The following is a 26179-nucleotide window of genomic DNA, read 5'->3' as shown; positions in this document are numbered from 1 at the left end:
GGATGCCGGGTCATGTTCGGCCCGCCACCGGGCGAGCGCATCAACAACCCGCATGCGGCCGATGAAAAGGCTGCATGCCCGCACGCGTCGCACGCCGACGAGTCGCGGCACCATTGCCGCACCGTCACTTTTTTCCCTCCTTGCCATGCCCATGCTGACCCGAGACAACCTGCAGCAATCCGTCGGCCAGTCGATCGGTACCTCGTCGTGGATCGAGGTGCCGCAGTCGCGCATCGACGCCTTCGCCGAGTGCACCGAAGACCGCCAGTGGATCCACATCGACGTCGAGCGCGCCCAGCGGGAGAGCCCCTTCGGCGCGCCGATCGCGCACGGCTTTCTCACCTTGTCGCTGCTGCCCATCACGACCTATGAACTGCTCGGTGGCCTGAAGGCGACCAAGTCGGTCAACTACGGCCTGGACAAGCTGCGCTTCATGTCGCCGGTGGCCGCCGGCTCGCGCGTGCGCAACCACGTCAAGCTGCTGGCCGCCGACCAGCGCGACGACGGCTGGACGATGGTCCGCACCGAAAACACCGTCGAGATCGAAGGCCAGCCGAAGCCGGCGCTGGTCGCCGTGTCGCTCGGCCTGTTCTCCTGGGACTGAGTCGCCCACCCCCACCTTCATCGAAAGCACGAAACACCCATGGATTTCGAATTCACTCCCAAGGTCCACGACCTGCGCAAGCGCCTTCTCGCCTTCATGGACGAGCACATCTATCCGAACGAAGAGCAGCACGAACGCGAGGCGAAGAAAGCCGCACGCGACGCTGAAGGCGGCGGCAGCTACACGACGCTGCCGATGATGCAGGGCCTGAAAGACAAGGCACGCGCCGCCGGCCTGTGGAACATGTTCCTGCCGAAATCGGCGCACGTGCCCGACGGCCTGACCAACCTCGAATACGCGCCGCTGTGCGAGATCATGGGTCGCCGCCTCTGGAGCACCGAGGTGTTCAATTGCAGCGCGCCCGACACCGGCAACATGGAAGTGTTCGAGCGCTACGGGACGCCCGAGCACCAGGAGCGCTGGCTCAAGCCGCTGCTTGCCGGCGAGATCCGTTCATCGTTCGCGATGACCGAACCGGCAGTGGCTTCGTCCGACGCGACCAACATCGAATGCAACATCCGGCGCGACGGCGACGACTACGTCATCAACGGCCGCAAGTGGTACATCACCGGCGCGATGAACGAGCGCTGCAAGGTCTTCATCCTGATGGGCAAGACCGACCCCGACAACGCCGACCGCCATCGCCAGCAATCGATGATCGTGGTTCCGCGCGACACCCCCGGCGTGACGGTGGTGCGCGACATGGCGCTGATGGGTGTGTACGACCCGCCGTACGGCCACCCCGAGGTGCTGTTCGACAACGTGCGCGTGCCGGCATCGAGCATCCTGCTCGGCGAAGGCCGCGGCTTCGAGATCGCACAAGGCCGCCTCGGCCCGGGACGCATCCACCACTGCATGCGCATGATCGGCATGGCCGAAGCCGCGCTCGAGCTGATGTGCCAGCGCGTGGTGTCGCGCGTGGCCTTCCACAAGCCGCTGGCGGAACAAGGCGTCTGGCGCGAGCGCATCGCCAAGGCCCGCATGCTGATCGACCAGACCCGCTGGATGGTGCTGCACACCGCCTGGCGCATGGACACGGTGGGCAACAAGGTCGCCGCGAAAGAGATCGCAATGATCAAGGTGCTGGCGCCCAACAACTGCGTGCAGGTGATCGACGATGCGATGCAGGCGTTCGGTGCGATGGGCCTCAGCCAGGACACGCTGCTGGTGTCGTTCTATGCCTATGCCCGCCACCTGCGCGTGGCCGATGGTCCCGACGAAGTGCACCGCAACGCGATCGCCAAGCACGAGCTCGCGAACTACCGCGCGCCGATTCCGGCGACGGTCAACGCGCGCTGAGCGCGCCGCACGATCCCGCGCGGCCGATGCGTCGGTCGTTCAGTTGGCCGACAGCGAGGCCACGGGGTCGTGCAGCATGCGGCGCAAGAGCTTGCCGCTTTCCGACGCCGGCAGGCCGCTGCGGAAGATCACGGTGCGCGGCACCTTGTAGTGCGACATGTGCTTCAGGCACCACTCGATGATCTTCTGGTCGGAGCGGTCTCGCACCTGGCCCGCGCGGTCGATGGAAAGGCGCGCCGCCGCCTCCGACTTGAGCACCACGTAGGCCTGCAGCGACTCGCCGCGGTCGGGGTCCGGCATGCCGACCACCGCCGCCTGGCGCACATCCGGGTGCGTGGCGAGGATCGCCTCGACCTCTTCCGGAAACACGCTGTAGCTCCACACCTTGATCATTTCCTTGGTGCGGCCGAGGAAGGTGAGATAGCCCTCGTCGTCGAGCACGCCGACATCGCCGGTGCGGATCCAGCCATCGACGAAGAGCGTCTGCGTCGCCTCCGGCCGCAGCCAGTAACCCTTGTAGGTGACCGGGCTGCGCAGCAGGATCTCGCCGCGGGTGCCGACCGCCGCGTCGACGCCGGTGACCGGATCGACGATGCGCACCTCGACACCCGGCACCGGCTTGCCGTTGGTGCCCCACTTGATCGCGTCCGCCGGCATCAGCGTATCGCAGGTGTGCGTTTCGCTCAGGCCGTAGCCGGCTTCGTACACCAGGCAGTGGTTGGCGAAGCGGCTCCACTGCCCGGCCAGCTTTTCGGTCAGGCGAACGCCGAAGCTGGTGCCGACGGTGGTCTTGAGCGACGAGAGATCGTAGGTGGCGGCATCGTCGGCGGCCATGGTCGACGGCAACGAGGGTGCCATCGAATACCACCAGGTCACCTTGCAGCTCTCGATCGCCTGAAGCACGGCCGTGGCGTCGAAGCGCTGCAGCAGCACCACGGTGGCACCGCAGTAGATCGGCAGCGTCAGGCCGGTCATCATTCCGGAGATGTGGAACAGCGCGACATCGGCCAGCATCACGTCGTCCGCCCCGAGGCGAAAGCCGTCGGCGCTGGTCGCGGTCTTGTAGAGCGCGCAGTCGTAGCTGATCATCGCGCCCTTGGGCAGCCCGGTGCTGCCCGAGGTGTAGGCCATCAAGGCCACGTCGTCCATCGCGATGGTGTCGACCGGCTCGAACGCGCCGGCTTGCGCCAGCGCCTCGCTGAAATCGATGACGCCGGCCGGCAGCGGCGGCGCGGGCTCGTGCGGCAGCCGGATCGAGCGCGGCACGTCGATGGCGAGCACACCCGGCAGCATGTCGCCGTAGCGCACCGCGTAAACGTGTTCGATGCTGCGCCTGGCACGCGATGCGAGCACCACCTTGAGCAGTTCTTCGCCGGCCACGATGGCCTGTGCGTCGAGGTCGGCCAGCTGGTGTTCGAGTTCGTAGGCCTGTGCATGCGGGTTGCACGGGCTCACGATCGCGCCGAGTTTCTGGGCGCCGAAATGCGCGATGAGGTAGTGCGGGCAGTTCTCGAGAAACAGCGCGACCACGTCGCCCTGCCCGATGCCGCGGTCGCGCAGGCTCTGGGCGAAGCGGTCGCTGAGGTCGTCGAGTTCGGCGTAGCTGATGCGCCGGCCGTACCAGACCAGCGCCGCCTTGTCGGGCGTCTCGCGCGCATGGTGGCGCAGGTAGTCGTGCAGCGGCCTCTGGCCGTGGCGGTAGTCGATCATCCTGGCTTGTCTCCGTATCGGTCGGGCCGGTGCGGGTTTGCCATGGCAGTCGGCATCCCGCTTGTGTCCACGATGATGACGGCAAGGCCAGCAGTCGGCAACCGGGGCGGATGAATATTCGGCATGCAGGTGCATCGTCCTGCTGCATGCGGCGCGCGCTGCGCCTGCGAGCAACCCAGATTTACTCGATCGCCAGATTGCCTTGCTTGACGATCTTGGCGAACTTGACGGTTTCGTTCGCGATGCGGCTCGCGAACTCGGCCGGACTGCTGCCCAGCGGCTCGCAGCCAGCGTCCTTCATGCGCGCGGCGAATTCCGGCGACCTGATGACCTTGAGCATCTCGGTATTGAGCTTGGCGACGATGGCCGGCGGGGTCGCCACCGGCGCGAGCACGCCATACCAGGTCTCGATGTCGAAACCCTTCAGGCCGGCCTCTTCGAGCGTCGGAACGTCGGGCAGCATGGGCGTGCGCTTGTGTGTGGTGACGGCCAGCGCGCGCAGCTTGCCGGCCTTGATGTGCTGGATCACAGGCGTGATGCTGTCGAAGGACATCGTCACCTGGCCGCCGAGCAGGTCGGTGGTCAGCGGGGCGCTGCCCTTGTAGGGCACGTGCAGCAGGCTCGTGCCGGTGTCGAGCTGAAACAGGGTGCCGATCAGATGCTGGGCGGTACCGTTGCCGTTCGAGCCGAAGGTCAGCTGGCCGGGCGAGGCCTTGGCCAGCGCGACCAACTCGGCCACGCTCTTGGCAGGCGTCAGCGCTGCATTGACAGACAGCACATTGGGCACCATCGCCACGGTGGTGACCGGCGCGAGATCCTTCTGGAAGTCATAGGGCAGCTTCTTGTAGACGCTGGGCGCCACGGTGTGATGGACCGCACCCATCAGCAGCGTGTAGCCGTCGGGCTTGGCCTTGGCCACGTAGTCGGCGCCCAGCGTCGTGCCGGCGCCCGGTTTGCTTTCGACGAGGACCGGCTGGCCGAGGCTCTTGGACAGCGATTCGCCGAGCGCACGCGCCACCGCGTCGGTGGTGCCGCCGGCCGGGAACGGCACGACAATGGTGATGGGCCTGGCTGGCCAGTCTTGCGCGAAAGCCAGCGTCCCGAAGGCGCAGCTGCCCCACACGGCCGCCTGAAGGGCGATCGTGAGCGCCAGGCGGCGTGGTCGCCGAGAGAATGAAGCGGTCATGGTGTTTGTCTCCGACATCGTTGTTGTGAAAGCAGTGTTCAGTGCGGCGCGCGGTGGGCCAGATGGGCGCATACAGCTTGCGTCACGTCGGTCGTTCCTGCGCTACCGCCGAGGTCGCGGGTGTGCAGCGCCTTGTTGGCAGTGACGTGTTCGACAGCCGCCATCACGCGTTGCGCCGCAGCGGTCTCGCCGAGGTGCTCCAGCAACATCACCACCGACCAGAAGGTGCCGACAGGGTTGGCCAGGCCCTTGCCCATGATGTCGAAGGCCGAGCCGTGGATCGGCTCGAACATCGACGGGTAGCGGCGCTCGGGATCGATGTTGCCGGTGGGCGCGATGCCCAGGCTGCCAGCCAGTGCGGCGGCCAGGTCACTGAGGATGTCGGCGTGCAGGTTGGTGGCGACGAGCGTGTCGAGCGTGGCCGGCCGGTTGACCATGCGCGCGGTGGCGGCATCGACGAGTTCCTTGTCCCAGCGGACGTCGGGAAACTCCTTGGCAATCTGCACCGCGATCTCGTCCCACATGACCATCGCGTGGCGCTGCGCATTGCTCTTGGTGACGACCGTCAGCAGCTTGCGTGGCCGCGACTGCGCGAGCTTGAAGGCAAAACGCATGATGCGTTCGACCCCGGCGCGCGTCATCATCGACACGTCGGTCGCCGCCTCGATCGGATGGCCCTGATGCACGCGACCGCCGACGCCCGCGTATTCGCCCTCGGAGTTCTCTCGCACGATCACCCAGTCGAGGTCGTTGGGGCCGCAGCGCTTGAGCGGGCCGTCGATGCCGGGCAGGATGCGCGTCGGCCGGACATTCGCGTACTGGTCGAAGCCCTGGCAGATCTTCAGGCGAAGGCCCCACAGCGTGATGTGGTCGGGGATGTCGGGGTCGCCGGCCGACCCGAACAGGATCGCATCCTTGTCGCGCAGTGCGTCGAGCCCGTCGGCGGGCATCATCTCGCCGTGCTCGCGGTACCAGTCGCCGCCCCACCCGAAGTTCTCGAACTCGAAGGCGAAGTCGCTTCCCGAACCGGCCAGCGATTCAAGCACCGCGCGGCCGGCGGGGATGACTTCCTTGCCGATGCCGTCACCCGGAATGGTGGCGATCTTGTAGGTTTTCATGGGTGTCTCCTGGGTCAGCCGCGCGAGGTCCGCGGGTATGCGGGCATGTCGAATTCGACGCCACGCAAGGCGGCCAGGACGACCGCGGCAGCGGCCTCGTCGAGCGCGACTAGCGGTGGCCGCACGCTGGACCAGCCCGGGTCCTGTGCAAACTCGGCGACCACGCGCTTCATCGCCGGAATCATCGGCGCGGCCTGGAAGATCAGCCGCACCGCGTCGGCCTCGGCCTGCAGCGCTTCGCCCTGCGGCGTGTTCCAGCCGTCGAACAGCGCACGGATGCCGCCCGGGTTCATGTTGATCGTGGCGCTGATGCAGCCGGCACCACCGATGGCCAGCGACTTCGACAGCAGCGACTCGCTGGCTGGGAACACCGCGAAGCCCTCGGACGCATAGCCTTCGATCATGGCCTTCGAGTTGTTCCAGTCGCCCGAGGAGTCCTTGGCGCCGCGCACCGTGTCCGGATAGCGCTTGAGCAGACGTTCGATCAGGCTCAGCGTGATCGGCACCTGCGTGAACTGGGGGATGTGATACAGGTAGATGCCCAGCTTGTCGCTGCCGACCCGCTCGATGATCTCCGCGTAATACGCGAACACGCCGTCGTCGGACACGTTCTTGAAGAAAAACGGGGGCAGCATCAGCACGCCCGGCGCGCCGCTGGCCACCGCGTGCCGGGTAAGCGTGACCGCGTCGGTCAGCGCGCAGGCACCGGTGCCGGGCATCAACCGGGCCGCCGGGATGCCGGCCGCCAGCAGCGCGTCGGTCAAACCGATGCGCTCGTCGACCGACAAGGAGGCGGCTTCGGAATTGGTGCCGAAGACGGCCAGGCCGGCACCACTGTCGACGACCCATCGGCAATGTGCAATGAAACGGTCGACGTCCGGGGCCATGTCTTGATCGAACGGCGTGAGGACGGGCGCATAGACGCCGCGCAGCGGGGAACTCATGGCTCTCTCCTGGTGGGATCGCCTGAGTATGAAATCGCCTCCCGACAACAAACAGTACGGTTCGCCGCCGTCAGAACATAAGATTATTGTTGTTCGCCCATAGGGAGATCAAGACAAGGGCGTTTCCATGGATCTGCGTTACCTGCAAAGCTTCGTCACCGTCGTCGAGTTCGGCTCGCTGGCCGAAGCGGCGCGCCGGCTCGACCTGACGCCGGCCGCCATCGCCGCGCGGGTGCGGGCGCTCGAGGACGATCTCGGCACCGCCCTGGTCAAACGCGCGGGGCGTTCCGTCAAGCCGACCGAGGCCGGCGTGAAGATCCTCGACCATGCGCGCGCGGTCCTGCGCGACATCCGCGACCTGCGCGCCGTTGCGGCCGATGGCCAGGCACTCGGCGAGTTGCGGCTCGGCGTGTTCGTGTCGGCGATGACCAGCGTGTTGCCGCCGGTGTTGAAGGGGCTGTACGACAAACATCCCGAGCTGAATGTGTTCATCGCGACCAGCAGCTCGGTGGAGCTGTGCCGCCAGGTGACCAGCGGCGCGCTCGATGCGGCCATCATCGTCGAGCCGCAGTTCGCGCTCGGCAAGAACTGCGACTGGTGCGCGCTGGTCGAGGAGCCGCTGGTCGTCGTCGCACCGGCGGCGCTGGCCAGCCGGGCCGATGCGCATGAGCTGCTGCGCACCCAACCCTTCATCCGCTACGACCGCTCGGTGCTGGGCGGCCAACTGGCCGACCGATACCTGCGCGACCACGGCATACGCCCGCAGCAGCGGCTCGAACTCGACGGCTTGATGGCCGTGGCCGCGCTGGTCGCGCAGGGGCTGGGCGTGGCCCTGCTGCCCGACTGGAAGCCGATGTGGAACAGCGGCATGGCGATCGCCCGCATCGCGCTCCCCGAGCGCGCGCCGGTGCGCCGGGTCGGCCTGGTCTGGGCGCAGCACGGGCCGCGCGCCGCATTGGCGCAGGCGTTTTTGCTGCAGGCTCAGGCCGTGTTCGGCAACCCGGCCGACGGCAACTCGCGGTCGAGGAAACGCTGAGGGCGAGCGCTATGGCGTCTTGCCCACGGTATGCGCGGCGCGCAGGAAGTCGAAATCCACGCCCTTGTCGGCCTGCATCACGGTCTGCAGGAAAAGGATGCGGTTTGCCAGGTCTTCCATGTTCTCGAACACCTCCGCGCGGCCCTCGTGCTCCATCCGTTTGGCGTCGGCCGCCGACTGCTTGATGATCGCGCCGCCCGGCGCCAGATTGCCGTTCAGCGCCAGACGTTCAGGCCGCGACGCGCGCCACCTTGCGCGCCGGCGATTCGGCGATCGCGCTGCGCTCGCGCAGGTAGGCCAGGATCGGCGCGCTGGTGCGGGCGATCTCTTCCTCCACGCCACGGCGCGCGACTTCACCGTCGCGCTTGCGCAGGCCGCGCAGCATCAGGTGGTGGGGATGCTGCTTTCTCGGCTGGGCCAACGCGTGCGTCTGCAACGCCTTCATGAGCGGGCCGCATTGCAGCCAGAGGCCTTCGACCATGCGCTGCAACACCGGCATGCCGGCCAGCGCATAGACGGCCATGTGGAAACGCTCGGCTTCGAGCAGTTCGCCGGCCGTGTCGCTGGCCTCGTGGCAGGCCGCCATGCGTTCATGGATGGCTTCGAGGCGCTTCACATCGGCGGCGTCGGCATGTCCGGCGGCATGGGCGGCGGCCCGGCCTTCGAGCAGCAGGCGCAGTTCACGCACCTCTGCGAAGCGTTCTTCACTCATGACCGGCACGCGCACCGAATGGTGCCCGATCTGTTCGAGTGCCTGCTCCGAGATCAGCCGGGCCAGTGCCTCACGCACCGGCGTGGGGCTGATGCCCATCTCGGCGGCGAGATCGCGCAGCTTGAGTTTTTCACCGGGCGCGAAACGCCCCGCCTTGAGGTCGCGGCAAAGGCGTGCGTAGGCCTGCGCGTTGAGGCTGTCGCGGGTGATCGGGGTGTCGTCCATGGTGCGTGCGGGCGATGCCCGGATTTGAAATAGGTTATATCGTATTCAAAACACAAGCAATTTCAGCGCCCGGTGAAGGCCGGCGTGCGCTTTTCGAGGAAATGCGCCACACCTTCACGGAAATCTTCGCTCGTGAAGGAGGCTTGCATGTCGGCGTCGGCCCGCGCCCACGCCTGGTCGAGGTCCTGGAACAAGCTGTCGTACACCTGCCGCTTGATGACACCAATGGAGCGCGGCGAGGCGTGGAAAGTCAGGTCGCGCGCCGTCTTCTGCACGGCGGCCAGGAATCCCTCCACCGGCAGCGCCTTGACCAGCCCCAGCGTGGCCGCCTCGGCCGTCACCAGCGTGCGTGCCGACATCAACAGGTCGAGCGCATTGGTCAATCCGACCAGGCGCGGCAGCATCCACGATGCGCCGTGTTCGGCGATGAGCCCGCGCTTGGCGAAGGCCGTGGTCAGCTTCTGGCCCTCGGCCATGTAGCGGAAGTCGCAGAACAGCACCATGCACAGGCCGATGCCGGCGATGGGGCCGTTGATGGCCGCGAACACGGGTTTGCGCACGCGCAAGAGGTAGCTGAAGCGCCACGCATAGTTGCGCTCGATGCCCTCGGCTTTCGGCGTCAGTTCGCTCGTGCTCGCCGTGCCCTCGCCGCCCGACGCCGCACCGGCCTCCAGAATGTCCATGTCGGCGCCGGCGCAGAAGCCCCGACCGGCACCCGTCACCACGATGGCGCGCACTGCGTCATCGGCTTCGGCGGCTTCGACGGCCTGGCGGAATTCCTTCTCCATGCGCTCGGTCCACGCATTGAGGCGCTCCGGCCGGTTCAGCGTGATGGTGCAGACGCGCTCGTCGGTGGCAACGGTGATGTCCTGGTAGTTCATCACTCGCCTCCGATGGTGGCGCCGCCGTCGATCACGATCGTCGTGCCCGTGATGAAGCGACCCGCGTCAGAGCCCAGCAGCAGCGCCGCACCGGCGATGTCTTCCGGCTCGCCGATCATGTTGAGTGGGCTCGACTTGAGCGCGCCGGCCAGCGTCTCGGGGTTGTCCCAGAGCGCCTTGGCGAAATCGGTCTTGATGAGGCCCGGCGCGATGCAGTTGGTGCGGATGCCCTGCTTGCCCCATTCGAGCGCGAGGCTGCGCGCCAGCGAGATGTCGGCCGCCTTGGAAATGCCATAGGCGCCCAGCACGCGCGAGCCGGTCAGCCCGGCGATCGAGCTGATGATGACGACCGAGCCCTTGCCCTTTTCGGCCATGCCCGGCGCCACGCGGTTGATGAGCCAGAGATTCGACTTGATGTTCACGTCGAGCACCTTGGTGAACGCTTCATCGGAGATGCCCGACATCGGCCCGTAGTACGGATTGACAGCCGCGTTGCACACCAGCACATCGACCGGACCCCATGCCTTCTCGGTCTGGTCGACCAGCGCGGTGATCTCGTCCTTGCGCGAGATGTTGCAGGCGATGGCCATCGCTTCGAGGCCTTCGCCGCGCAGTTGCTCGACCACGGCGGCGCAGGCGTCCACCTTGCGGCTGGTGACGACGACGCGTGCGCCGGCGCGTGCATAGGCCACGGCGATCGCGCGGCCGATGCCGCGCGAAGAGCCGGTGACGATGGCGGTTTTACCCTTGAGAGAGAAGCTGTCCATGGTGGTTCCTTCAGCGATTGACAAACTTGGGCGCGCGCTTCTCGACGAAGGCGTGCGCCGCTTCCAGGTGGTCTTCGGTCATGCCGCACCGGATGTGGCGGATGGCCTCGTGGTCGAGCGCCTGGGCGAGCGTAGCGCCCTGCTCGGCTGCGTTCAGATTGGCCTTGATGTGGCCCAGCGTGATCGTCGGGCCCGAAGCGAGCTGCAGCGCCAGGGCACGGCCTTCGGCATCGAGTTCGGCATCAGGCACCACGCGCGTCACCAATCCCATGGCCAGCGCTTCGGGCGCCTTGACGATGGGCGACAGCAGCGCGAAGGCGCGCGCACGCGGCCCGAGCAGCTGGGTCAGGAACCAGGTGCTGCCGAAGTCGCCCGAGAGGCCGACCTTGACGAAGGCCGAAACGAGCTTGACCGTGTCGCTCGCGATCAGCAGGTCGCACGCCAGCGCGAGCGACAGGCCGGCGCCCGCGACCGCGCCGCGCGCGACGGCGATCGTCGGCTTGGGCATTTCGCGCAGCAGACGCGAACATTCCATGTGCTCGCGCAGTTGCAGCGTGCGCGATTCCAACGTGCGGTTCGCGTCGTCGTCGTCGGCCATCGACTTGACGTCGCCACCCGCGCAGAAGCCGCGGCCGGCACCAGTCAGCACCACCGCGCGCACTTTCGTGTCGACCGCCGCGCGACGCAGGGCATCGAGCAGTGCATCCGTCATCGGCACCGTCAGTGCATTGAGGCGCTCGGGTCGGTTCAGCGTGAGCGTGAGCACGCCGTCTTCGAGTTGTTCGATGAGTTCAGTCGTCAAGTCTTGTCTCCTTGTTGTTGTGATGGCTCAGATCGCGCCGCTCGTTTTGAGCGTCTCGACCTGCGCGGCGCCATAGCCGAGCCAGCCGGCCAGCACGTCGGCGTTGTGCTCGCCGACCTGCGGCAGCGGCTTGCGGATGGTGAGCGGCGTGTCCGACAAGTGGATGGTCACGCCCTGCATCGGCACCGAGGTGCCGGCGAACGGGATGTCGACGATGCCGTTGCGGTGGTGCAGCTGCTCGTTCTTGACCACCTCGTCGATGCGCGCGATCTTGGCGCAGGGCACGCCCTCGGCTTCGAGCTTCGCCACCAGATCGTCGGCGTCGTTCGCCGCCATCCAGTCGGCCACGATGCCCTCGATCGCATCGCGGTGTTCGACCCGGCTGGCCATCGTGGCGAAGCGCGGGTCGTCGATCAAGGTCGGGCGCGCCATGGCGCGCAGCACGCGCGGGAACATGTTGTCGTCGCCACCGACGATCAGCACATGGCGGCCGTCGCCGGTGGCGAAGGTGTTGGACGGCGCCACGAAACGATCGCGGCTGCCGACGCGCGTCATGGTCGTGCCGAACATCAATTGCTGCGGAATCGCGGTCATGAGCATGGAGGCTGCGCTTTCGAGCAGCGACACGTCGACCATCTGCCCCTTGCCGCTCGAATGGCGCGCATTCAGCGCGGCCAGGATGCCGAGCGCCGCATACATGCCGGTCGTGTAGTCGCACATGAAGGCGCCGATCATGGTGGGCGGGCCGTCGATCTGGCCGGTGAGGTCCATCAACCCGCTCATGGCCTGCGCCACGCCGTCGAAACACTGCTTCTCAGCGAGCGGGCCGTCCTGCCCGAACCCGGAAATGCGCGCCATGACGAGCCGGGGATTGAGCGCATGGATCGCCTCCCAGCCGAGGCCCATCTTCTCCATGGTGCCGGGCCGGAAGTTCTCGACCAGCACGTCGGCCTTGACGATCAGTTCCTTCAGCACCGCCAGGCCGTCCGCGTTGCGCAAGTCGATCGCGAGGCTTTTTTTGTTGCGGTTGACGATGAAGGTGTAAAGGCTCTGGCCGTCGACCGCCGGCATTGCGCGGCGGGCATATTCGCCTTCGCCCGGCGGCTCGATCTTGACCACCTCGGCGCCCATGTCGCCGAGCATCATGGCGCAGTACGGGCCGGCGATGAAGCGCGAAAGATCAAGGACGCGCAGTCCCTCGAGCGATGTCATTGTTCCGGCCTTTGTCTCTTTGTTGTCGTCATTTGTTATATCATATTTCCTGATTTAGAAAAACCGGCAACGAAGGAGACAAGGTGACCGAAAGCTATCTGCGACTGCGACAAATCTGCCTGGTGGCGCGCGAACTGGAGCCCGTGGTCGACGATCTGTGCGCCGTGTTCGGCGTCCAGGTGTGCCATCGCGATCCCGAGGTGGGCCAGTTCGGCCTGCACAACGCGCTGATGCCTTTCGGCACCAGCTTCATCGAAGTGGTGGCGCCCACGCGCGACGGCACGACGGCCGGCCGCTACCTGGAACGGCGCCAGGGCGACGGCGGCTACATGGTCATCCTCGACAGCGAGGCGCTGCCGCGCTGGCGCACGCACGTGGCGGAAATCGGCGTGCGCATCGCCGCGCCGCTCACGCTCGGTGACTACGAAGGGATGCAGCTGCACCCGCGCGACACCGGCGGCGCGCTGCTGGAGATCAACAGCACGCTCGGCGGTGCCGACCTGCAGCATGGCGCGTACTGGCCGGCCGGACCACACTGGCGCGACCACGTGTCGACGGAACGCGTCGAAGGCATCGCGGGCGCGGTGCTGCAGGGCGCCGACCCGGCGGCCCTCGCCAGGCAATGGGGCCGCATCCTGCAGCGCCCCGTGACGCAGGCGACCGATTGGCAGCTCGACGTCGACAACGCGACGCTGCGCTTCACCGACGCCACAGACGGTCGTGGCGAAGGCCTCGCCGCCGTGACCGTGCAGGTGCGCGACGCCGAGGCGATCCGCCGCGCCGCACAGGCGCGCGCCCTGCCCTCCGACATCGACAGCGTGACCGTCTGCGGCGTGCGCTTCGAACTGGCTTCCCACCCCCAACGGAACTGAGACACACCATGGAACTGGCTTTTTCCCCCGAAGAGCGCGCCTTCGCCGACGAGGTTCGCACCTTCATCCAGAACAACCTGCCGCGCGATATTTCCGAGCGCGTGGAGCACGACCTCCACATGCAGCGCGACGACTCGATGCGCTGGCAGCAGATCCTCGCGAAGAAAGGCTGGCACGCCTACACCTGGCCCGTCTCGCAAGGCGGCCCGGGCTGGAACGCGACCCAGCGCTTCATCTTCGAAGTGGTGAGCGGCGAGCTCAACTGCCCGACCATCCAGCCCTTCGGCCCGCGCATGGTCGGCCCGGTGATCTACAACTTCGGCACCGAGGCGCAAAAGGAACAGCACCTGCCCGGCATCCGCGATTCGACCGTGTGGTGGTGCCAGGGTTATTCGGAGCCGCAATCGGGTTCCGACCTCGCCTCGCTCGCGACGCGCGCCGAAGACCACGGCGACCACTACGTGGTGAACGGCCAGAAGATCTGGACTTCCTACGCGCACTTCGCCGACTGGATGTTCTGCCTCGTGCGCACCGGCCGCGAAGCGCGCCCGCAAAGCGGTATCTCCTTCCTGCTCATCGACATGAAGTCGCCCGGCGTCGTGGTGCAGCCGATCCCCATGCTCGAAGGCACGCACTCGTTCAACGCCGTGTTCCTGACCGATGTCAAGGTGCCAAAAGCGAACCTCGTCGGCGAGGAAGGCAAAGGCTGGAGCTACGCCAAGTTCCTGCTCGAGCACGAGCGGGTCGAGAACTCCAACATCGGCTTCTCGACCTTCGCCCTGCGCCGGCTGCACCGCGTCGCGTCCGAAGTGAAGAGCCAGGGCAAGCCGCTCATCGACGACCCGCTGTTTCGCGGCAAGGTGTCGACCGTGGAGGCGCAGCTGAAGGCGCTGGAGATGAACACGCTGCGCGCGCTCTCCAGCATGGGCAGCGGCAGCTCGCCGGGCGCGGGCATTGCCTCGTCGCTCAAGATCCGCGGGACCGAGATCGGCCAGCGCATCACCGAACTGCTGTTCGAGGCGGCCGGTGCCGAAGGCCAGCACCTGGACCCGGCGCTGATGCACGGCGAGGGCGACCTCTCGGGCATCGAGGCCAGCGTGCGCGGTGCGCCGGCCAACTATTTCTGGCGTCGCGCCATGTCGATCTACGGCGGCAGCAACGAGATCCAGCGCAACATCATCGCCAAGCACGTGCTGGGCTTGTAAGCTCGCTCCCCTTGCAAGGAGCATCCATGTCGCGTCCCCTCTTCAGTGCCACCATCGCGGGCAGCCTGCCCAAGCCCGCGTGGCTGTCCGAAACCCAGAAACTCTGGCCCCAGTGGAAGGCCGAGGGCGCCGACCTCGCGCAGGCCAAGGCCGACGCCACGATTCTGTGGATCAAGGCGCAAGAAGACGCGGGCCTCGACGTGATCGGCGACGGCGAGCAGTCGCGCCAGCACTTCGTGCACGGCTTTCTCGAGCAGGTCGACGGCATCGACTTCGATCACAAGGTGAAGATGGGCATCCGCAACAACCGCTACGACGCCATGGTGCCGCAGGTGGTGTCGGCGCTCAGGCTCAAGGGGCGCGTGCACGCGACCGAAGCCCGCCTGCTGCGCAAGCACACCGACCGCAAGATCAAGTTCACCCTGCCCGGCCCGATGACCATCGTCGACACGGTGGCCGACAAGTTCTACGGCGACCGCGTGAAGATGGCCATGGCGTTCGCCGAGCTGCTGAACCAGGAAGCGCTGGCGTTGCAGGCGGACGGCGTCGACATCGTGCAGTTCGACGAACCCGCGTTCAACGTCTACATGCAGGACGCGGCCGATTGGGGCGTGCAGGCGCTGGAGCGCGCCGCCCGGGGCCTCACCTGCACGACCGCCGTGCACATCTGCTACGGCTACGGCATCAAGGCCAACACCGACTGGAAGGCCACGCTCGGCGAGGAATGGCGCCAGTACGAGACGGTGTTCCCGGCGCTGGCCAGGAGCAGCATCCAGCAGGTGAGCCTGGAGTGCTTCCACTCGCACGTGCCGCCGCACCTCATGGCGCTGCTCGAAGGCAAGGACGTGATGGTCGGCGTGATCGACGTGGCGAGCGACACCGTCGAAACGCCCGAGGAGATTGCCGACACCATCGGCCTCGCGCTGCAATACGTGCCGAAGGCGCGTCTCCTGCCTTGCACCAACTGTGGCCTCGCTCCAATGGACCGCGAGATCGCACTGCAGAAACTCGAAGCGCTCGCGAAAGGTGCGGCCTTGGCCCGCGCGCGCTACGCCTGAGCCGCATCCGGGCGTCAGTGCGGTTTTTGAAACAGCTTCAGCACGCTGGAGAAATCGAGACCGCCGTGGCCGGCCAGGCTGTGCGCCGCGTAGAGGTTGCGCGCCATGCCACCGAGCGGCGTGGCGGCGCGCACCGCGGCCGCGTTCTCCTGTGCAAGCCCAAGGTCCTTCAACATCAGGTCAGTGCCGAAGCCGCCGGCATAGCTTTTCGACGCGGGCGACGTTTCCATCACGCCCGGCATCGGGTTGTACTTCTCGAGCGCCCAGTTGCCGCCCGAACTGCGCCGCATGATCTCCGATAGCACCTTGGCATCCAGCCCGTTCGACACGCCGAGCGCGAGCGCTTCCGACGTGCCGATCATCAAAATGCCGAGCAGCATGTTGTTGCAGATCTTGGCGGTCTGGCCGGCGCCGGCAGCACCCGCGTGGAAGATGTTGGCGCCCATTTTTTCGAGCAGGGGGCGCGCGCGTTCGAGGTCGGCCTCCGCGCCGCCGACCATGAACGTCAGCGTGCCGGCGATCGCCCCGCCGGTGCCGCCGGACACCGGTGCATCGATGACGGTGATGCCGCGCTTCGCGGCCGCCTCGGCCACCTTGCGCGAACTCGCGGCGGCGATGGTGCTGCTGTCGATGACGAGCGTGCCGGGTGCGATCTTCTCGAGCAGACCGTCGGCGCCCAGATAGAGCCCTTCGACATGCGCGCTGGCGGGCAGCATGCTGACGACCACCTCGGCGCCGTCGAGCGTGGCCGCAGCCGACGCGGCGATCGGCAGCCCGTCGGCCGCGAACTTCGCGCAGGCGTCTTTCGACAGGTCGAACGCCGACAGCGTGTGGCCCGCCTTCAGCAGGTTCATGGCCATCGGGCCGCCCATGTTGCCGAGGCCGATGAATGCGATCTTCATGGTGTCTTTTCTCCGTGATGTTTTTGTTCGTCAGACCAGCGCTGCGAGCTCGGGCGCCATCGCGCCGCGCTCGCGCAAGTGGTCGGCAATGAACGCGGGCGTGATCTCCTCGATCGTCGCGGGGTTCCACTTCGGGTTGCGGTCCTTGTCGACCAGCACCGCGCGAATGCCTTCGGCGAAATCCTTGTGCGCGCAAAAGCCCAGCGAGGCCCAATACTCCAGGCGGAACACCTCGGCCAGCGACATGCGGTGCACGCGCTGCCACAGCTCGAAGCTCAACGCCGCCGAACTCGGCGCACCTTTGACGAAGGTCTTGGCCGCCGTCTGCAGCCACGCATCGTCGCTCTCCAGTGCGCGCAATCGCTTCGCGATGTCGAGCAGGTCATCGCCCGCCATGAGCGCGTTGATCGCGTCGAAGTGCTCGCGCACCTTGGAGGGCGGCGCTTCGGTGCCCTCGCCGGCTTTGGCCAGGATGCGCGAGAGCTGGGCGCGGTCCGACTTGGCGTCGCCGGTCCACTGGGTCGAAGCGATCGCGTCGAGCACCTGCGGCTTCTTTTCCTGCGGCACCAGCACGTCGGCGAGTCCGCAGAACATCGCATCGCTCGCGTTGAAGTTGGCCGCCGTCAGCGCCAGGAACAGCCCGACGCGGCCCGGCATGCGGCGCAGGAACCAGCTGCCGCCCACGTCGGGGTAAAGGCCGATGTTGATCTCGGGCATGGCCAGTCGGCTCTGCAACGTGACCACGCGGTGCGAGGCCCCTGCGATGAGACCGATGCCGCCGCCCATCACGATGCCGTGGCCCCAGCACAGAAAAGGCTTGGGAAAGTTGTGGATCAGGTCGTCGAGTTCGTACTCTTCGCCGAAGAAACGCTCGGCGTATTCGTTGCGCTCGGGGCCGCAGTCGAGCAGCGTCTGGTAGAGCTGGCGCAGGTCACCACCCGCGCAAAAAGCCTTCTCGCCGGCCGCCTGCATCACGACGCCGACGATGTCCGCATCGGCTGCCCACTCGCGCAGCTTCGGGGTGAGCAACCGCACCATGGCGACCGACAGCGAATTGAGGGAGGCCGGCGCATTGAGCGTCGCCACGCCGAAGCGCTGGCCACCTGCCGTCTTGATTTCATCGAACAGAACCACAGAGTCGGTCATCGGATATCGCTTTCGCCTTCGAGTAACTTGCGCGCGACGATCACGCGCATGATTTCATTGGTGCCTTCGAGGATCTGGTGCACGCGCGTGTCGCGCACCAGCCGCTCCAGCGGAAATTCGCTCAGGTAGCCGTAGCCGCCATGCAGCTGCAGCGCATCGTTGCAGACGTTGAAGCCCACGTCGGTCGCGAAGCGCTTGGCCATCGCGCAGTAGGTGCTGGCGTCGGCGTGGCCGGCATCGAGCTTGCTCGCCGCCAGGCGCACCATCTGGCGCGCGGCCACCAGTTCGGTTGCCATGTCGGCCAGCTTGAACTGCAGCGCCTGAAAGCTCGCAAGCGGCTTGCCGAACTGCTGGCGGTCGTGCAGGTAAAGCCGCGCCGCGTCGAGCGCGCCCTGCGCCGCACCGACCGAACAGGTCGCGATGTTGATGCGCCCGCCGTCGAGCCCCTTCATCGCGATGCGAAAGCCCTCGCCTTCGCTGCCGAGCAAGTGGTCGGACGGCACGCGCACGTTGTCGAAAGCGATGGTGCGCGTGGGCTGGCTGTTCCAGCCCATCTTGTGCTCCTTCTTGCCGTAGCTCACGCCCGGCGCATCGGCCGGCACGGCGAGCGCCGAGATGCCGCCGGCACCGCCGCCGCCGGTGCGCGCCATGAGCACCAGCACGTCGGTCGCGCCCGCACCGCTGATGAAGGCCTTTCCGCCGTTGATGACGTACTCGCCACCCTGCAACTCGGCACGCGTCTTGAGCGAGCCGGCGTCCGAACCCGCGCCGGGTTCGGTCAGGCAGTACGACGCCAACTTGCGCCCGCTCGTGAGCTCGGCGCCCCAGGTCTTGCGCACGGCCTCGGTGCCCCAGGTGCCAAGCATCCAGGTCGCCATGTTGTGGATCGTGATGAAGGCGGTGGTCGACGGGTCGACCGCGGCCATCTCCTCGAACACCAGCGTGGCGTCGAGCCGCGGCAACGCAAGGCCGTCGATACTTTCCGGCGCGTACAGGCCGCAGAAGCCGAGCTCGCCGGCCTTGCCGATCGCCTCGCGCGGGAAGACTGCCTCGGCGTCCCAGCGTGCAGCGTGCGGCGCGAATTCGCTGGCGGCGAATTCGCGCGCGGTGTCGGCGAAGGCGCGCTGCTCTTCAGTGAGTTCGAAGTCCATTCGAACGAGGTTACTTCAGGCTGATCGTGGTGTTGACGCCGTGGCTCACGGTGCTGTCGTCGAACCAGCGCGCCGTGACCGTCTTGGTCTGCGTGTAGAACATGATGACCTGCTTGCCGTAGGGCCCCAGGTCGCCGAGCTTGGAGGCGCGCGAACCGGTGAACGAGAACATCGGCACGGGCACCGGGATCGGCACGTTGATGCCGACCTGCCCGACATCGATGTCTTCCTGGAACTTGCGCGCGGCCGCACCCGACTGCGTGAAGATGGCCGTGCCGTTGCCGTTCGGGTTGGCGTTGATGAGCTCGATCGCTTCTTCCATCGTCGCGGCATTCATCGTGCAGAGCACCGGACCGAAGACTTCCTGCTCGTAGATCACCATGCCGGGTTTCACGTCGGCGAACACCGTCGGGCCGACGAAGTTGCCCTTTTCAAAGCCAGGCACTGTGGGCTTGCGCCCGTCGAGCGCCAGCGTGGCGCCGTCGGCGATGCCGCGTTCGATGAGGTGGTTGACGCGGTCGTAGGCGGCGCACGACACGAGTGGGCCGACGTCGACGGTCTTGTCGGTGCCGGCGCCGATCTTCAGCGTCTTCGCCTTGGCGACGAGGTCGGGCACCCACTTCTGCGCATCGCCCACCAGCACCGCGACCGACACCGCCATGCAACGCTGCCCGGCGGCGCCGAAGCCCGCGCCGGCCAGCGCATTGAGCGTCTGCTCCTTGTTGGCGTCGGGCATCACGATGGCGTGGTTCTTCGCGCCCATCATGCATTGCACGCGCTTGCCGGTCGGGATCGCGCGGTTGTAGACGTGGGTGCCGACCTTGGTCGAACCGACGAAGCTGATCGCCTTGATGTCCTTGTGATCGCAAATCGCGTTGACCACCGCTTCGCCACCGTGGATCACGTTAAGCACACCCGGCGGAATGCCAGCTTCGAGTGCGAGTTCGCACAGGCGCATCGTCACCATCGGGTCTTGCTCGGACGGCTTCAGCACGAAGGTGTTGCCGGTGACGATCGCCATCGGGAACATCCACAGCGGGATCATCGCGGGGAAATTGAACGGCGTGATGCCGGCGCACACGCCGAGCGGTTGCAGCAGCGTGTAAGTGTCGACGCCGTTGGCCACGTTGTTGGCCATCTCGCCGAGCTGCAGGTTGCCGATGGCCGATGCGTGCTCCACCACTTCGAGGCCGCGGAACACGTCGCCTTCGGCGTCGGGCAAGGTCTTGCCCTGCTCGGCGGTGAGGATCGCGGCCAGCTCGGCCATGTTCTCGCGAATGAGTTGCTGGTATTTCAGAAAGATGCGGGCGCGCGCGCCGATCGGTGTCTTCTTCCAGGTCTTGAAGGCTTCCTTGCCCGACGCCACGGCGGCATCGACTTCGGCAGCGGTCGCGAACGGCACGCGCGCCAGCACTTCCTGCGTGGCCGGGTTCACGACATCGCGCCACTCGGTCGTTTTGGATTCGATGAATTTGCCGCCGATGAGCAGCTTGACGGTGGCGACTTGCGTAGCGGGTTTGACTTTGGCGTCCATGGATTTGTCTCCTGTTTGATTCGATGCAGCCGCGCATGCTAGCTTTGCAAAATTGCCATGGCAATAGACAAATACGCACCCGCGATCTGCATAATTGCAGACCATGGACTGGGACAACCTGCGCTACTTTCTCGAGCTGTCACGCTCCGGCACGCTGCAGGGCGCGGCGCGCCGTCTGGCGGTGGACCACACCACCGTGGCGCGGCGCATCCAGGCGCTCGAAAAGCAGGTCGGCACGCCGCTCTTCTCGCGCGAGGCGGGCGGGCACCGGCTGACCGAGGCTGGCCGGCGCCTGCAGCCGCAGGTCGAGGCCATGGAGGGCGCGTTCCTCGCTGTCGAAAGCGCGACGCCCGCGTCGGCGCAAGGCCTGTCCGGCCTGGTGCGCATCGGCGCGACGGAGGGCTTCGGCACGGTGGTGCTCGCGCCGCAACTCGCGCTGTTCGCAGGCCAGCATCCGCACCTCGTGATCGACCTGCTCGCGCTGCCACGCCTGGTGCACCTCTCGCGCCGCGAGGCCGACATCGTGATCTCGCTGGAGCGACCGGCGCGCGGGCCGGTGGTCGTCACCAAGCTCACCGACTACAGCTTGCGGCTCTACGCATCGAAGCGCTACCTGGCACGGCACAAGCCGATCAGGGCGCGCGAAGATTTGCGCGGCCATACCTTCATCAGCTACGTGGACGACCTGCTCTTCAGCAAGGAGCTGCAGTACCTCGACGAGCTCTACAAGCCCGATGCCTTCGCGTTGCGCAGCACCAGCGTGCTCGCGCAGTACGAGGCGACGGCAGCCGGTGCCGGCATCGCGGTGCTGCCGGCCTTCGTCGCGGAGCGCGACAAGTCGTTGCGGCGCGTGCTGCCCGACCAGCCGCAAACGCAATTCACGCGCACCTTCTGGATGTCGATGCCGGTGGAAACCAAGCACCTCGGGCGCATGCAGGCCGTGTGGGCCTTCCTGCGCGCGACCGCCGAGCAGCAGCGCGCCGTGCTGCTGCCCGACGCCTGAGGCCGCGTTCTCAGGGAAGCAGTTCGAACGACGCTTCCTGCACGTCGCGCGAGTTCAAACCGATCTGCACATTGAAACCACCCGGCTCGCTGACGCGCTGGAGCTGCTGGTTGTAGAAGCTCAGCTGCTCGTTGCCGATGGCGAACTTGACGACCTGCGTCTCGCCCGGCTGCAGCATGAGTTTGCGGAAACCCTTGAGTTCTTTCACCGGCCGCACGACCGAGGCCGCGACGTCCTGGATGTAGAGCTGCACCACCGTTTCGCCCGCGCGATCGCCGGTGTTCTTCACGGTGACGCTGGCTTCCACGGTGCCGCCGGCCTTCACGGTCGACGCCGACAGCACGGGCTTCGAGACCTCGAATTCCGTGTAGCTCAGGCCGTAGCCGAAGGGATATAGCGCGCCTTGCGGCTCGTCGAAATACTGCGACGTGTAGTTGCCCGGCTTGCCCGGCGTGAACGGCCGGCCGAGGCGCGGATAGTTGTAATACGTGGGGATCTGCCCGACCGAGCGCGGCAGCGAGAGCGGCAGCTTGCCCGACGGATTGGCATCGCCGAACAGCACGTCGGCGATCGCGTGGCCGCCCTCGGTGCCGGCGAACCAGGTCTCGAGCATCGCGTCGGCGTTGGCCTGCTCCCAGCCCAGCGTCAGCGGCCGTCCGTTCATCAGCACGATCACCAGCGGCTTGCCCGTGGCCTTGAGCGCCTTCAACAGCGCCTGCTGGCTCTCGGGCAGGTCGAGCCGCGTGCGGCTCGACGACTCGTGCGACATGCCGCGCGATTCGCCGACCGCGGCGACCACGACGTCGGCCTGCCCTGCCGCCGCGACGGCCTCGTCGATCATTTCCTGCGGCGAGCGCTTGTCCTGCACGACCTCCGGCTCGTCCCAATTGAGGAAGTTGAGGTACTCGACGACGGCCTTGTCTTCGCTCACGTTGGCGCCGCGCGCGTAGAGCATCTTTCCCTTGCCGGCCAGCGCCTGCTCCATGCCGCTACGCAGCGTGACGGCCTGCTTCCAGACCGCCTGGGCGGACCACACGCCGATCATGTCGATCGGCGCATCGGCCAACGGGCCGACCAGCGCGACGCTCGCGCCCTTGGCGATGGGCAGCGTGCGGTTGCGGTTCTCCAGCAGCACCAGCGAGCGGCGCGCCACGTCGCGCGCCGGGGGCCGGTGCAGGCGGCTGTCCGCCTTGAGGTCGGCCGGGTCGTCTTCGGCCTTGCCGATGCGCAGGAACGGATCGTGGAACAGGCCCAGGTCGTACTTGGTGCCCAACACTTCGCGCACTGCGTTGTCGAGCGTCTTCATGGGCACCTGCCCCGACTTGACGAGGCCCGGCAGTTCCTTCAGATAGACCTGGTCGGCCATGCTCATGTCGACACCCGCGGTGATGGCCAGCTTCGCGGCTTCGCGCTCGTCGCGCGCGACGCCGTGGCGCATCAGCTCGGTGATGGCGCCGTGGTCGCTGAAGGTGACGCCCTTGAAGCCCCAGTCCTTGCGCAACAGGTCTTGCAGCAACCAGGTGTTGGAGGTGGCCGGCTGCCCGTTGACGGTGTTGAGGGCAATCATCACGCCGCCCGAGCCGGCATCGATCGCGGCCTTGTAAGGCGGCAGGTAGTCGTTGTACATGCGCATCGGGCTCATGTCGACGATGTTGTAGTCGCGTCCGCCCTCGACCGCGCCGTAGAGCGCGAAGTGCTTGACCGACGCCATGATGCTGTCGCGCTGGAGCACCTCGCCCCGCCGGGCGCCGTTCTGGAAGCCCTGCACCATCGCACGCGCGACCTGCGACACGAGGTGCGGGTCTTCACCGAAGCCTTCGGAGGTGCGGCCCCAGCGCGGGTCGCGCGAAATGTCGACGGTCGGCGCGAAGGTCACGTCCACGCCGTCGGCGGCTGCTTCGACCGCGGCGGTGCGCGCCGTGAGGCGCACCGCGTCCATGTCCCAGGTCGAGGCGAGCCCCAGCCCGATCGGGAACGAGGTGCGGTGGCCGTGCAGCACGTCGTAGGCGAAGAGCACCGGAATGCGCAGCCGGCTCTTGCCCACGGCGGCCTCCTGCAGCGGGCGCTGTTCCTTGTGATTGATCGAGTTGAAGGTGCCGCCCACGCGGCCCGCCGCGATCTCTTCTGCGAGTTGCGGCGCCGGCATTTCGGGCCCGATGCTGATGAGCCGCAACTGGCCGACCTTTTCTTCCAGCGTCATCTGGCGCATCAGATCGGCGACCAACGCGGATTTGTCGGCGAGCAGGGAGGGCTTGGGTTGGGCCCAGGCCAGCGGCGCGACCAGGGCAGCGGTCGCGATGACCGTGACGGCAAAACTTTTCATCGGCAGGCGATCCTCGGGGATGTGCAGAACGCAAAGCGGGCCATCTTAAGGTGCGCATCCAGAGGGCCTGCACAGGGGCTTTATTGACGGGTGCTAAGCTTTCGACGTCTCGCCCACGGCGCCGCTGCGTCGCGGCTTCTCGGGTGCCAGCGCATCGCCTGCCACCTCAACGATTCCGACTCCGTCCGTCCATGATCGCCAGACTCGCACGCCTTGCACGTTGTTCATTTTTTCTGGCCTGTGCCGGCCTCCTTGCCGCCTGTGCCTCACCCAGCAACGTCAGCACGCCGCGCGGGCCCGAAGGCAACGTGACCTTCTCGCTCGAAGACGTCACGGCACGGGCCCGCGAGCTCGCATCCAAGCCTTATGTCGCCCCGGCGAGCAACCTGCCGCCGGCCTTCGGCACGATGCAGTTTGCCGACTACATGAAGATCCAGCCGCGCTCGGACCGCTTCGAGTGGCGCGACCTTCAGACGCAGTTCCGGCTGAACTTCTATCACCAGGGCATGCAGTTCAACTTCCCGGTGAAGATCAACGAAATCGTCGGCGGGCAGGTGCGCGAGATCAAATACGAACCGGACCGCTTCGACTTCGGCAGCCTGAACTTCGACCGTGAAGCGACGCGGCAGCTCGGGTACGCGGGCTTTCGCGTGCTGTTCCCGGTCAACCAGGACGGCAAGTTCGACGAAGTCATGAGCCTCCTGGGCGCCAGCTACTTCCGCGTGATCGGCAAGGACCAGGTGTACGGCCTGTCGGGTCGCGGCCTGGCCATCGACACCACCTCGCCGGGCAAAGAGGAATTCCCGAACTTCCGCGAGTACTGGATCCAGCGCCCCGGCCCCGACGACAAGCAACTGGTGATCTATGCCCTGCTCGATTCGCCGCGCGCCACCGGTGCCTACCGCATGGTGCTGCAACCGGGCCGCGACTCGGTGCTGGACGTGGAGGCCAACGTGGTCCTGCGCGACGACGTCGCGACGCTCGGCGTGGCGCCGCTGACCAGCATGTTCCTCTACGGCCCCAACCAGCGCTGGCCCGAGCACCTGCGCAACTTCCGGCCGGCGATCCACGATTCCAACGGCCTGGCGATCCATGCGGGCAACGACGAGTGGATCTGGCGTCCACTCAACAACCCCAAGGGGGCCGTGTCGGTCAGCACCTTCCAGGTCGACAACCCGCGCGGCTTCGGCCTGCTGCAGCGCGGCCACGGCTTCCAGCGCTTCGAAGACCTGAAGGACCGCTACGACCTGCGCCCGAGCGCGTGGATCGAGCCGAAGGGCAACTGGGGCCGCGGCAAGGTCACCCTGATGGAAATTCCCACCGCCGACGAGACCAACGACAACGTGGTCGCGTTCTGGAATCCCGATGCCCGCGCCCGCAAGGGCGAATCGATGCCCTTCGCCTACCGCATGCACTGGACGCTGGACGAAGCCGCGCTTCATCCACAGAACAGCACCTGGGTGAAGCAGACCTTCCAGACCGAGGGCGAGCGCTATCAGCCCAACCTGGTCCGCCAGCTCGACGGCACGACGGCATTGATCGTCGATTTCGAGGGGCCGGCGGTGTCGAGGTTCGCGCCGGGGACCACCGTGCAGCCGCAGGTCAGCGGCAATGCGAACGTCGACATCCTGGAAAACAGCCTGCAGCGCAACGAGCCGATCAAGGGCTGGCGCCTGTCGCTGCGCGTCAAGGTGAAAGACCCGACCCAGGTGAGCGAGTTGCGCGCCGCCCTGGTCGAGGGCGGCAAGCCGATCAGCGAGACCTGGAGCTTCCAGATCCCGCCCGTACCGGCACCACCGGCGCAGACCGTGCTGCCCGCGACGCGCTGACGCAGGCAGGCGCGGCGCCGATCAGCGGATCAGCGCGGCGCCCGTCTTCGCCTGCAACGCTTCGAAGGTCACGCCCGGTGCCAGTTCGACGACCTTGAGGCCTTCGGGCGTCACGTCGATCACCGCGAGGTCGGTGATGATGCGGTCGACCACGCCCACGCCGGTCAGCGGCAAGGTGCAGGCCTCGAGGATCTTCATGTCTTCGGTGCCGTCCTTCTTCTTCGCGACGTGTTCCATCAGGATGATCACGCGCTTCACGCCGGCCACCAGGTCCATCGCGCCGCCCATGCCCTTCACCATCTTGCCCGGGATCATCCAGTTGGCGAGGTCGCCCTTGCTGCTGACCTGCATGGCGCCGAGGATCGACAGGTTGATCTTGCCGCCGCGGATCATCGCGAAGCTGTCGTGGCTGCCGAAGATGGCACTGCCCGGCAAGGTGGTGACGGTCTGCTTGCCGGCGTTGATCAGGTCAGCATCGACCTCGTCTTCGGTCGGGAACGGACCGATGCCGAGCATGCCGTTCTCGCTCTGCAGCCAGACTTCCTTGTCGCCGACGAAATTCGCCACCAGCGTCGGGATGCCGATGCCGAGGTTCACGTAGAAGCCGTCTTCAAGTTCGTCGGCGGCACGCGCTGCCATTTGGTCTTGGGTCCAGGGCAT

General features: G+C 66.8%; 23 protein-coding genes and 1 pseudogene. 8 read left to right on the top strand and 16 right to left on the bottom strand.

The genetic code is table 11. The features are described 5' to 3' along the window. The first annotated feature begins 145 nt into the window (after nucleotides 1–145). Nucleotides 146–604, top strand: coding sequence for a MaoC family dehydratase (locus AX767_RS17420; RefSeq protein ID WP_156481068.1), 459 nt, complete (start codon nucleotides 146–148; stop codon nucleotides 602–604). 39 nt (nucleotides 605–643) lie between these two features. Continuing rightward, nucleotides 644–1903 (top strand): acyl-CoA dehydrogenase family protein, encoded by a 1260-nt coding sequence (locus AX767_RS17415; RefSeq protein ID WP_068632477.1) that lies wholly within the window; start codon nucleotides 644–646, stop codon nucleotides 1901–1903. A 39-nt stretch (nucleotides 1904–1942) separates the two neighbouring features. On the opposite strand, the gene AX767_RS17410 is transcribed toward AX767_RS17415, so the two are convergent. The 4 genes from AX767_RS17410 to AX767_RS17395 all read right to left on the bottom strand — a co-directional run bounded on the left by AX767_RS17410 (nucleotide 1943) and on the right by AX767_RS17395 (nucleotide 6861). Then, complete coding sequence (locus AX767_RS17410) at nucleotides 1943–3613, bottom strand: AMP-binding protein (RefSeq protein ID WP_068632476.1); 1671 nt, start codon at nucleotides 3611–3613, stop codon at nucleotides 1943–1945. Nucleotides 3614–3794: 181 nt separating this feature from the next. After that, complete coding sequence (locus tag AX767_RS17405) at nucleotides 3795–4799, bottom strand: tripartite tricarboxylate transporter substrate binding protein (protein ID WP_068632475.1); 1005 nt, start codon at nucleotides 4797–4799, stop codon at nucleotides 3795–3797. Between the two features lie 38 nt (nucleotides 4800–4837). Continuing rightward, a complete protein-coding gene (locus tag AX767_RS17400) occupies nucleotides 4838–5917 on the bottom strand; it encodes a tartrate dehydrogenase (RefSeq protein ID WP_068632474.1) in 1080 nt (359 codons plus the stop codon). A 14-nt stretch (nucleotides 5918–5931) separates the two neighbouring features. Next, nucleotides 5932–6861 carry a dihydrodipicolinate synthase family protein gene (locus AX767_RS17395; RefSeq protein WP_068632473.1) on the bottom strand — a complete coding sequence of 310 codons (930 nt, stop codon included), beginning with the start codon at nucleotides 6859–6861 and terminating at the stop codon, nucleotides 5932–5934. A 127-nt stretch (nucleotides 6862–6988) separates the two neighbouring features. On the opposite strand from AX767_RS17395, the gene AX767_RS17390 reads away from it, so the two are divergent. Beyond that, nucleotides 6989–7897 carry a LysR family transcriptional regulator gene (locus AX767_RS17390; RefSeq protein WP_068632472.1) on the top strand — a complete coding sequence of 303 codons (909 nt, stop codon included), beginning with the start codon at nucleotides 6989–6991 and terminating at the stop codon, nucleotides 7895–7897. 96 nt (nucleotides 7898–7993) lie between these two features. Here the strand turns inward: AX767_RS17390 and AX767_RS22285 are convergent. The 6 genes and pseudogenes from AX767_RS22285 to AX767_RS17365 form a co-directional block, all read right to left on the bottom strand. Beyond that, nucleotides 7994–8116, bottom strand: a pseudogene (locus AX767_RS22285) (hypothetical protein); the annotation flags it as partial. A gap of 10 nt (nucleotides 8117–8126) precedes the next feature. Continuing rightward, nucleotides 8127–8834: a GntR family transcriptional regulator gene (locus tag AX767_RS17385; RefSeq protein WP_068632471.1), complete on the bottom strand. Its 708-nt coding sequence runs from the start codon at nucleotides 8832–8834 to the stop codon at nucleotides 8127–8129. Nucleotides 8835–8896: 62 nt separating this feature from the next. Then, the gene (locus AX767_RS17380) at nucleotides 8897–9715 is read right to left on the bottom strand and encodes an enoyl-CoA hydratase (protein ID WP_068632470.1); all 819 of its coding nucleotides are present in this window, start codon (nucleotides 9713–9715) and stop codon (nucleotides 8897–8899) included. Further along, a complete protein-coding gene (locus tag AX767_RS17375) occupies nucleotides 9715–10482 on the bottom strand; it encodes an SDR family NAD(P)-dependent oxidoreductase (RefSeq protein ID WP_068632469.1) in 768 nt (255 codons plus the stop codon). The genes AX767_RS17380 and AX767_RS17375 overlap by 1 nt, the downstream gene beginning before the upstream one ends. A gap of 10 nt (nucleotides 10483–10492) precedes the next feature. Beyond that, a complete protein-coding gene (locus AX767_RS17370; RefSeq protein WP_068632468.1) occupies nucleotides 10493–11284 on the bottom strand; it encodes an enoyl-CoA hydratase in 792 nt (263 codons plus the stop codon). A gap of 27 nt (nucleotides 11285–11311) precedes the next feature. Then, nucleotides 11312–12496 carry a CaiB/BaiF CoA transferase family protein gene (locus tag AX767_RS17365; protein WP_082755054.1) on the bottom strand — a complete coding sequence of 395 codons (1185 nt, stop codon included), beginning with the start codon at nucleotides 12494–12496 and terminating at the stop codon, nucleotides 11312–11314. 83 nt (nucleotides 12497–12579) lie between these two features. On the opposite strand from AX767_RS17365, the gene AX767_RS17360 reads away from it, so the two are divergent. From AX767_RS17360 to AX767_RS17350, 3 genes are read left to right on the top strand one after another with little or no spacing between them, the layout of a single operon-like run. Then, complete coding sequence (locus AX767_RS17360) at nucleotides 12580–13368, top strand: VOC family protein (protein ID WP_068632466.1); 789 nt, start codon at nucleotides 12580–12582, stop codon at nucleotides 13366–13368. An 8-nt stretch (nucleotides 13369–13376) separates the two neighbouring features. Next, nucleotides 13377–14573 carry an acyl-CoA dehydrogenase family protein gene (locus tag AX767_RS17355; protein ID WP_068632465.1) on the top strand — a complete coding sequence of 399 codons (1197 nt, stop codon included), beginning with the start codon at nucleotides 13377–13379 and terminating at the stop codon, nucleotides 14571–14573. 26 nt (nucleotides 14574–14599) lie between these two features. After that, nucleotides 14600–15631, top strand: coding sequence for a methionine synthase (locus tag AX767_RS17350; protein WP_068632464.1), 1032 nt, complete (start codon nucleotides 14600–14602; stop codon nucleotides 15629–15631). A gap of 14 nt (nucleotides 15632–15645) precedes the next feature. Here the strand turns inward: AX767_RS17350 and mmsB are convergent, their stop codons facing one another. The 4 genes from mmsB to AX767_RS17330 are packed head-to-tail and all read right to left on the bottom strand — an operon-like array spanning nucleotide 15646 to nucleotide 20364. After that, nucleotides 15646–16533, bottom strand: a complete 888-nt coding sequence (gene mmsB / locus AX767_RS17345) for a 3-hydroxyisobutyrate dehydrogenase (RefSeq protein WP_068632463.1) — start codon at nucleotides 16531–16533, stop codon at nucleotides 15646–15648. A 30-nt stretch (nucleotides 16534–16563) separates the two neighbouring features. Continuing rightward, nucleotides 16564–17679 carry an enoyl-CoA hydratase/isomerase family protein gene (locus tag AX767_RS17340; protein ID WP_068632462.1) on the bottom strand — a complete coding sequence of 372 codons (1116 nt, stop codon included), beginning with the start codon at nucleotides 17677–17679 and terminating at the stop codon, nucleotides 16564–16566. Continuing rightward, the gene (locus AX767_RS17335; RefSeq protein WP_068632461.1) at nucleotides 17676–18830 is read right to left on the bottom strand and encodes an acyl-CoA dehydrogenase family protein; all 1155 of its coding nucleotides are present in this window, start codon (nucleotides 18828–18830) and stop codon (nucleotides 17676–17678) included. The genes AX767_RS17340 and AX767_RS17335 overlap by 4 nt, the downstream gene beginning before the upstream one ends. A 10-nt stretch (nucleotides 18831–18840) precedes the next feature. After that, on the bottom strand, nucleotides 18841–20364 hold the full coding sequence (locus AX767_RS17330; protein WP_068632460.1) for a CoA-acylating methylmalonate-semialdehyde dehydrogenase: 1524 nt from the start codon (nucleotides 20362–20364) through the stop codon (nucleotides 18841–18843). A gap of 103 nt (nucleotides 20365–20467) precedes the next feature. Between AX767_RS17330 and AX767_RS17325 the strand changes: the two genes are divergently transcribed. After that, nucleotides 20468–21367, top strand: a complete 900-nt coding sequence (locus tag AX767_RS17325; protein ID WP_068632459.1) for a LysR family transcriptional regulator — start codon at nucleotides 20468–20470, stop codon at nucleotides 21365–21367. Between the two features lie 10 nt (nucleotides 21368–21377). Here the strand turns inward: AX767_RS17325 and bglX are convergent, their stop codons facing one another. Next, a complete protein-coding gene (gene bglX, locus AX767_RS17320; protein WP_068632458.1) occupies nucleotides 21378–23690 on the bottom strand; it encodes a beta-glucosidase BglX in 2313 nt (770 codons plus the stop codon). A 191-nt stretch (nucleotides 23691–23881) separates the two neighbouring features. Here bglX and AX767_RS17315 point away from each other — a divergent pair, with 191 nt between their 5' ends. After that, the gene (locus tag AX767_RS17315; protein WP_068632457.1) at nucleotides 23882–25519 is read left to right on the top strand and encodes a glucan biosynthesis protein G; all 1638 of its coding nucleotides are present in this window, start codon (nucleotides 23882–23884) and stop codon (nucleotides 25517–25519) included. A gap of 21 nt (nucleotides 25520–25540) precedes the next feature. On the opposite strand, the gene AX767_RS17310 is transcribed toward AX767_RS17315, so the two are convergent. Continuing rightward, entirely contained in the window at nucleotides 25541–26179 is a 639-nt protein-coding gene (locus AX767_RS17310; RefSeq protein WP_068632456.1) for a 3-oxoacid CoA-transferase subunit B, read from the bottom strand.

Source organism: Variovorax sp. PAMC 28711 (assembly GCF_001577265.1).
GTDB lineage: Bacteria > Pseudomonadota > Gammaproteobacteria > Burkholderiales > Burkholderiaceae_C > Variovorax.
Note: the sequence above shows the minus strand (reverse complement) of the source record. Positions and strands in the feature narration are given on the sequence as shown.

What these genes read in the sequence shown, in the direction of transcription:
- AX767_RS17400 (WP_068632474.1), bottom strand. Translation starts at nt 5,917, where the DNA reads ATGAAAACCTACAAGATCGCCACCATTCCGGGTGACGGCATCGGCAAG.
- AX767_RS17385 (WP_068632471.1), bottom strand. Translation starts at nt 8,834, where the DNA reads ATGGACGACACCCCGATCACCCGCGACAGCCTCAACGCGCAGGCCTAC.
- AX767_RS17340 (WP_068632462.1), bottom strand. Translation starts at nt 17,679, where the DNA reads ATGACCGACTCTGTGGTTCTGTTCGATGAAATCAAGACGGCAGGTGGC.
- AX767_RS17365 (WP_082755054.1), bottom strand. Translation starts at nt 12,496, where the DNA reads ATGACATCGCTCGAGGGACTGCGCGTCCTTGATCTTTCGCGCTTCATC.
- AX767_RS17330 (WP_068632460.1), bottom strand. Translation starts at nt 20,364, where the DNA reads ATGGACGCCAAAGTCAAACCCGCTACGCAAGTCGCCACCGTCAAGCTG.
- bglX (WP_068632458.1), bottom strand. Translation starts at nt 23,690, where the DNA reads ATGAAAAGTTTTGCCGTCACGGTCATCGCGACCGCTGCCCTGGTCGCG.
- AX767_RS17410 (WP_068632476.1), bottom strand. Translation starts at nt 3,613, where the DNA reads ATGATCGACTACCGCCACGGCCAGAGGCCGCTGCACGACTACCTGCGC.
- AX767_RS17380 (WP_068632470.1), bottom strand. Translation starts at nt 9,715, where the DNA reads ATGAACTACCAGGACATCACCGTTGCCACCGACGAGCGCGTCTGCACC.
- AX767_RS17395 (WP_068632473.1), bottom strand. Translation starts at nt 6,861, where the DNA reads ATGAGTTCCCCGCTGCGCGGCGTCTATGCGCCCGTCCTCACGCCGTTC.
- AX767_RS17325 (WP_068632459.1), top strand. Translation starts at nt 20,468, where the DNA reads ATGGACTGGGACAACCTGCGCTACTTTCTCGAGCTGTCACGCTCCGGC.
- AX767_RS17390 (WP_068632472.1), top strand. Translation starts at nt 6,989, where the DNA reads ATGGATCTGCGTTACCTGCAAAGCTTCGTCACCGTCGTCGAGTTCGGC.
- AX767_RS17350 (WP_068632464.1), top strand. Translation starts at nt 14,600, where the DNA reads ATGTCGCGTCCCCTCTTCAGTGCCACCATCGCGGGCAGCCTGCCCAAG.
- AX767_RS17375 (WP_068632469.1), bottom strand. Translation starts at nt 10,482, where the DNA reads ATGGACAGCTTCTCTCTCAAGGGTAAAACCGCCATCGTCACCGGCTCT.
- AX767_RS17420 (WP_156481068.1), top strand. Translation starts at nt 146, where the DNA reads ATGCCCATGCTGACCCGAGACAACCTGCAGCAATCCGTCGGCCAGTCG.
- AX767_RS17335 (WP_068632461.1), bottom strand. Translation starts at nt 18,830, where the DNA reads ATGGACTTCGAACTCACTGAAGAGCAGCGCGCCTTCGCCGACACCGCG.
- AX767_RS17415 (WP_068632477.1), top strand. Translation starts at nt 644, where the DNA reads ATGGATTTCGAATTCACTCCCAAGGTCCACGACCTGCGCAAGCGCCTT.
- mmsB (WP_068632463.1), bottom strand. Translation starts at nt 16,533, where the DNA reads ATGAAGATCGCATTCATCGGCCTCGGCAACATGGGCGGCCCGATGGCC.
- AX767_RS17315 (WP_068632457.1), top strand. Translation starts at nt 23,882, where the DNA reads ATGATCGCCAGACTCGCACGCCTTGCACGTTGTTCATTTTTTCTGGCC.
- AX767_RS17310 (WP_068632456.1), bottom strand. Translation starts at nt 26,179, where the DNA reads ATGCCCTGGACCCAAGACCAAATGGCAGCGCGTGCCGCCGACGAACTT.
- AX767_RS17355 (WP_068632465.1), top strand. Translation starts at nt 13,377, where the DNA reads ATGGAACTGGCTTTTTCCCCCGAAGAGCGCGCCTTCGCCGACGAGGTT.
- AX767_RS17405 (WP_068632475.1), bottom strand. Translation starts at nt 4,799, where the DNA reads ATGACCGCTTCATTCTCTCGGCGACCACGCCGCCTGGCGCTCACGATC.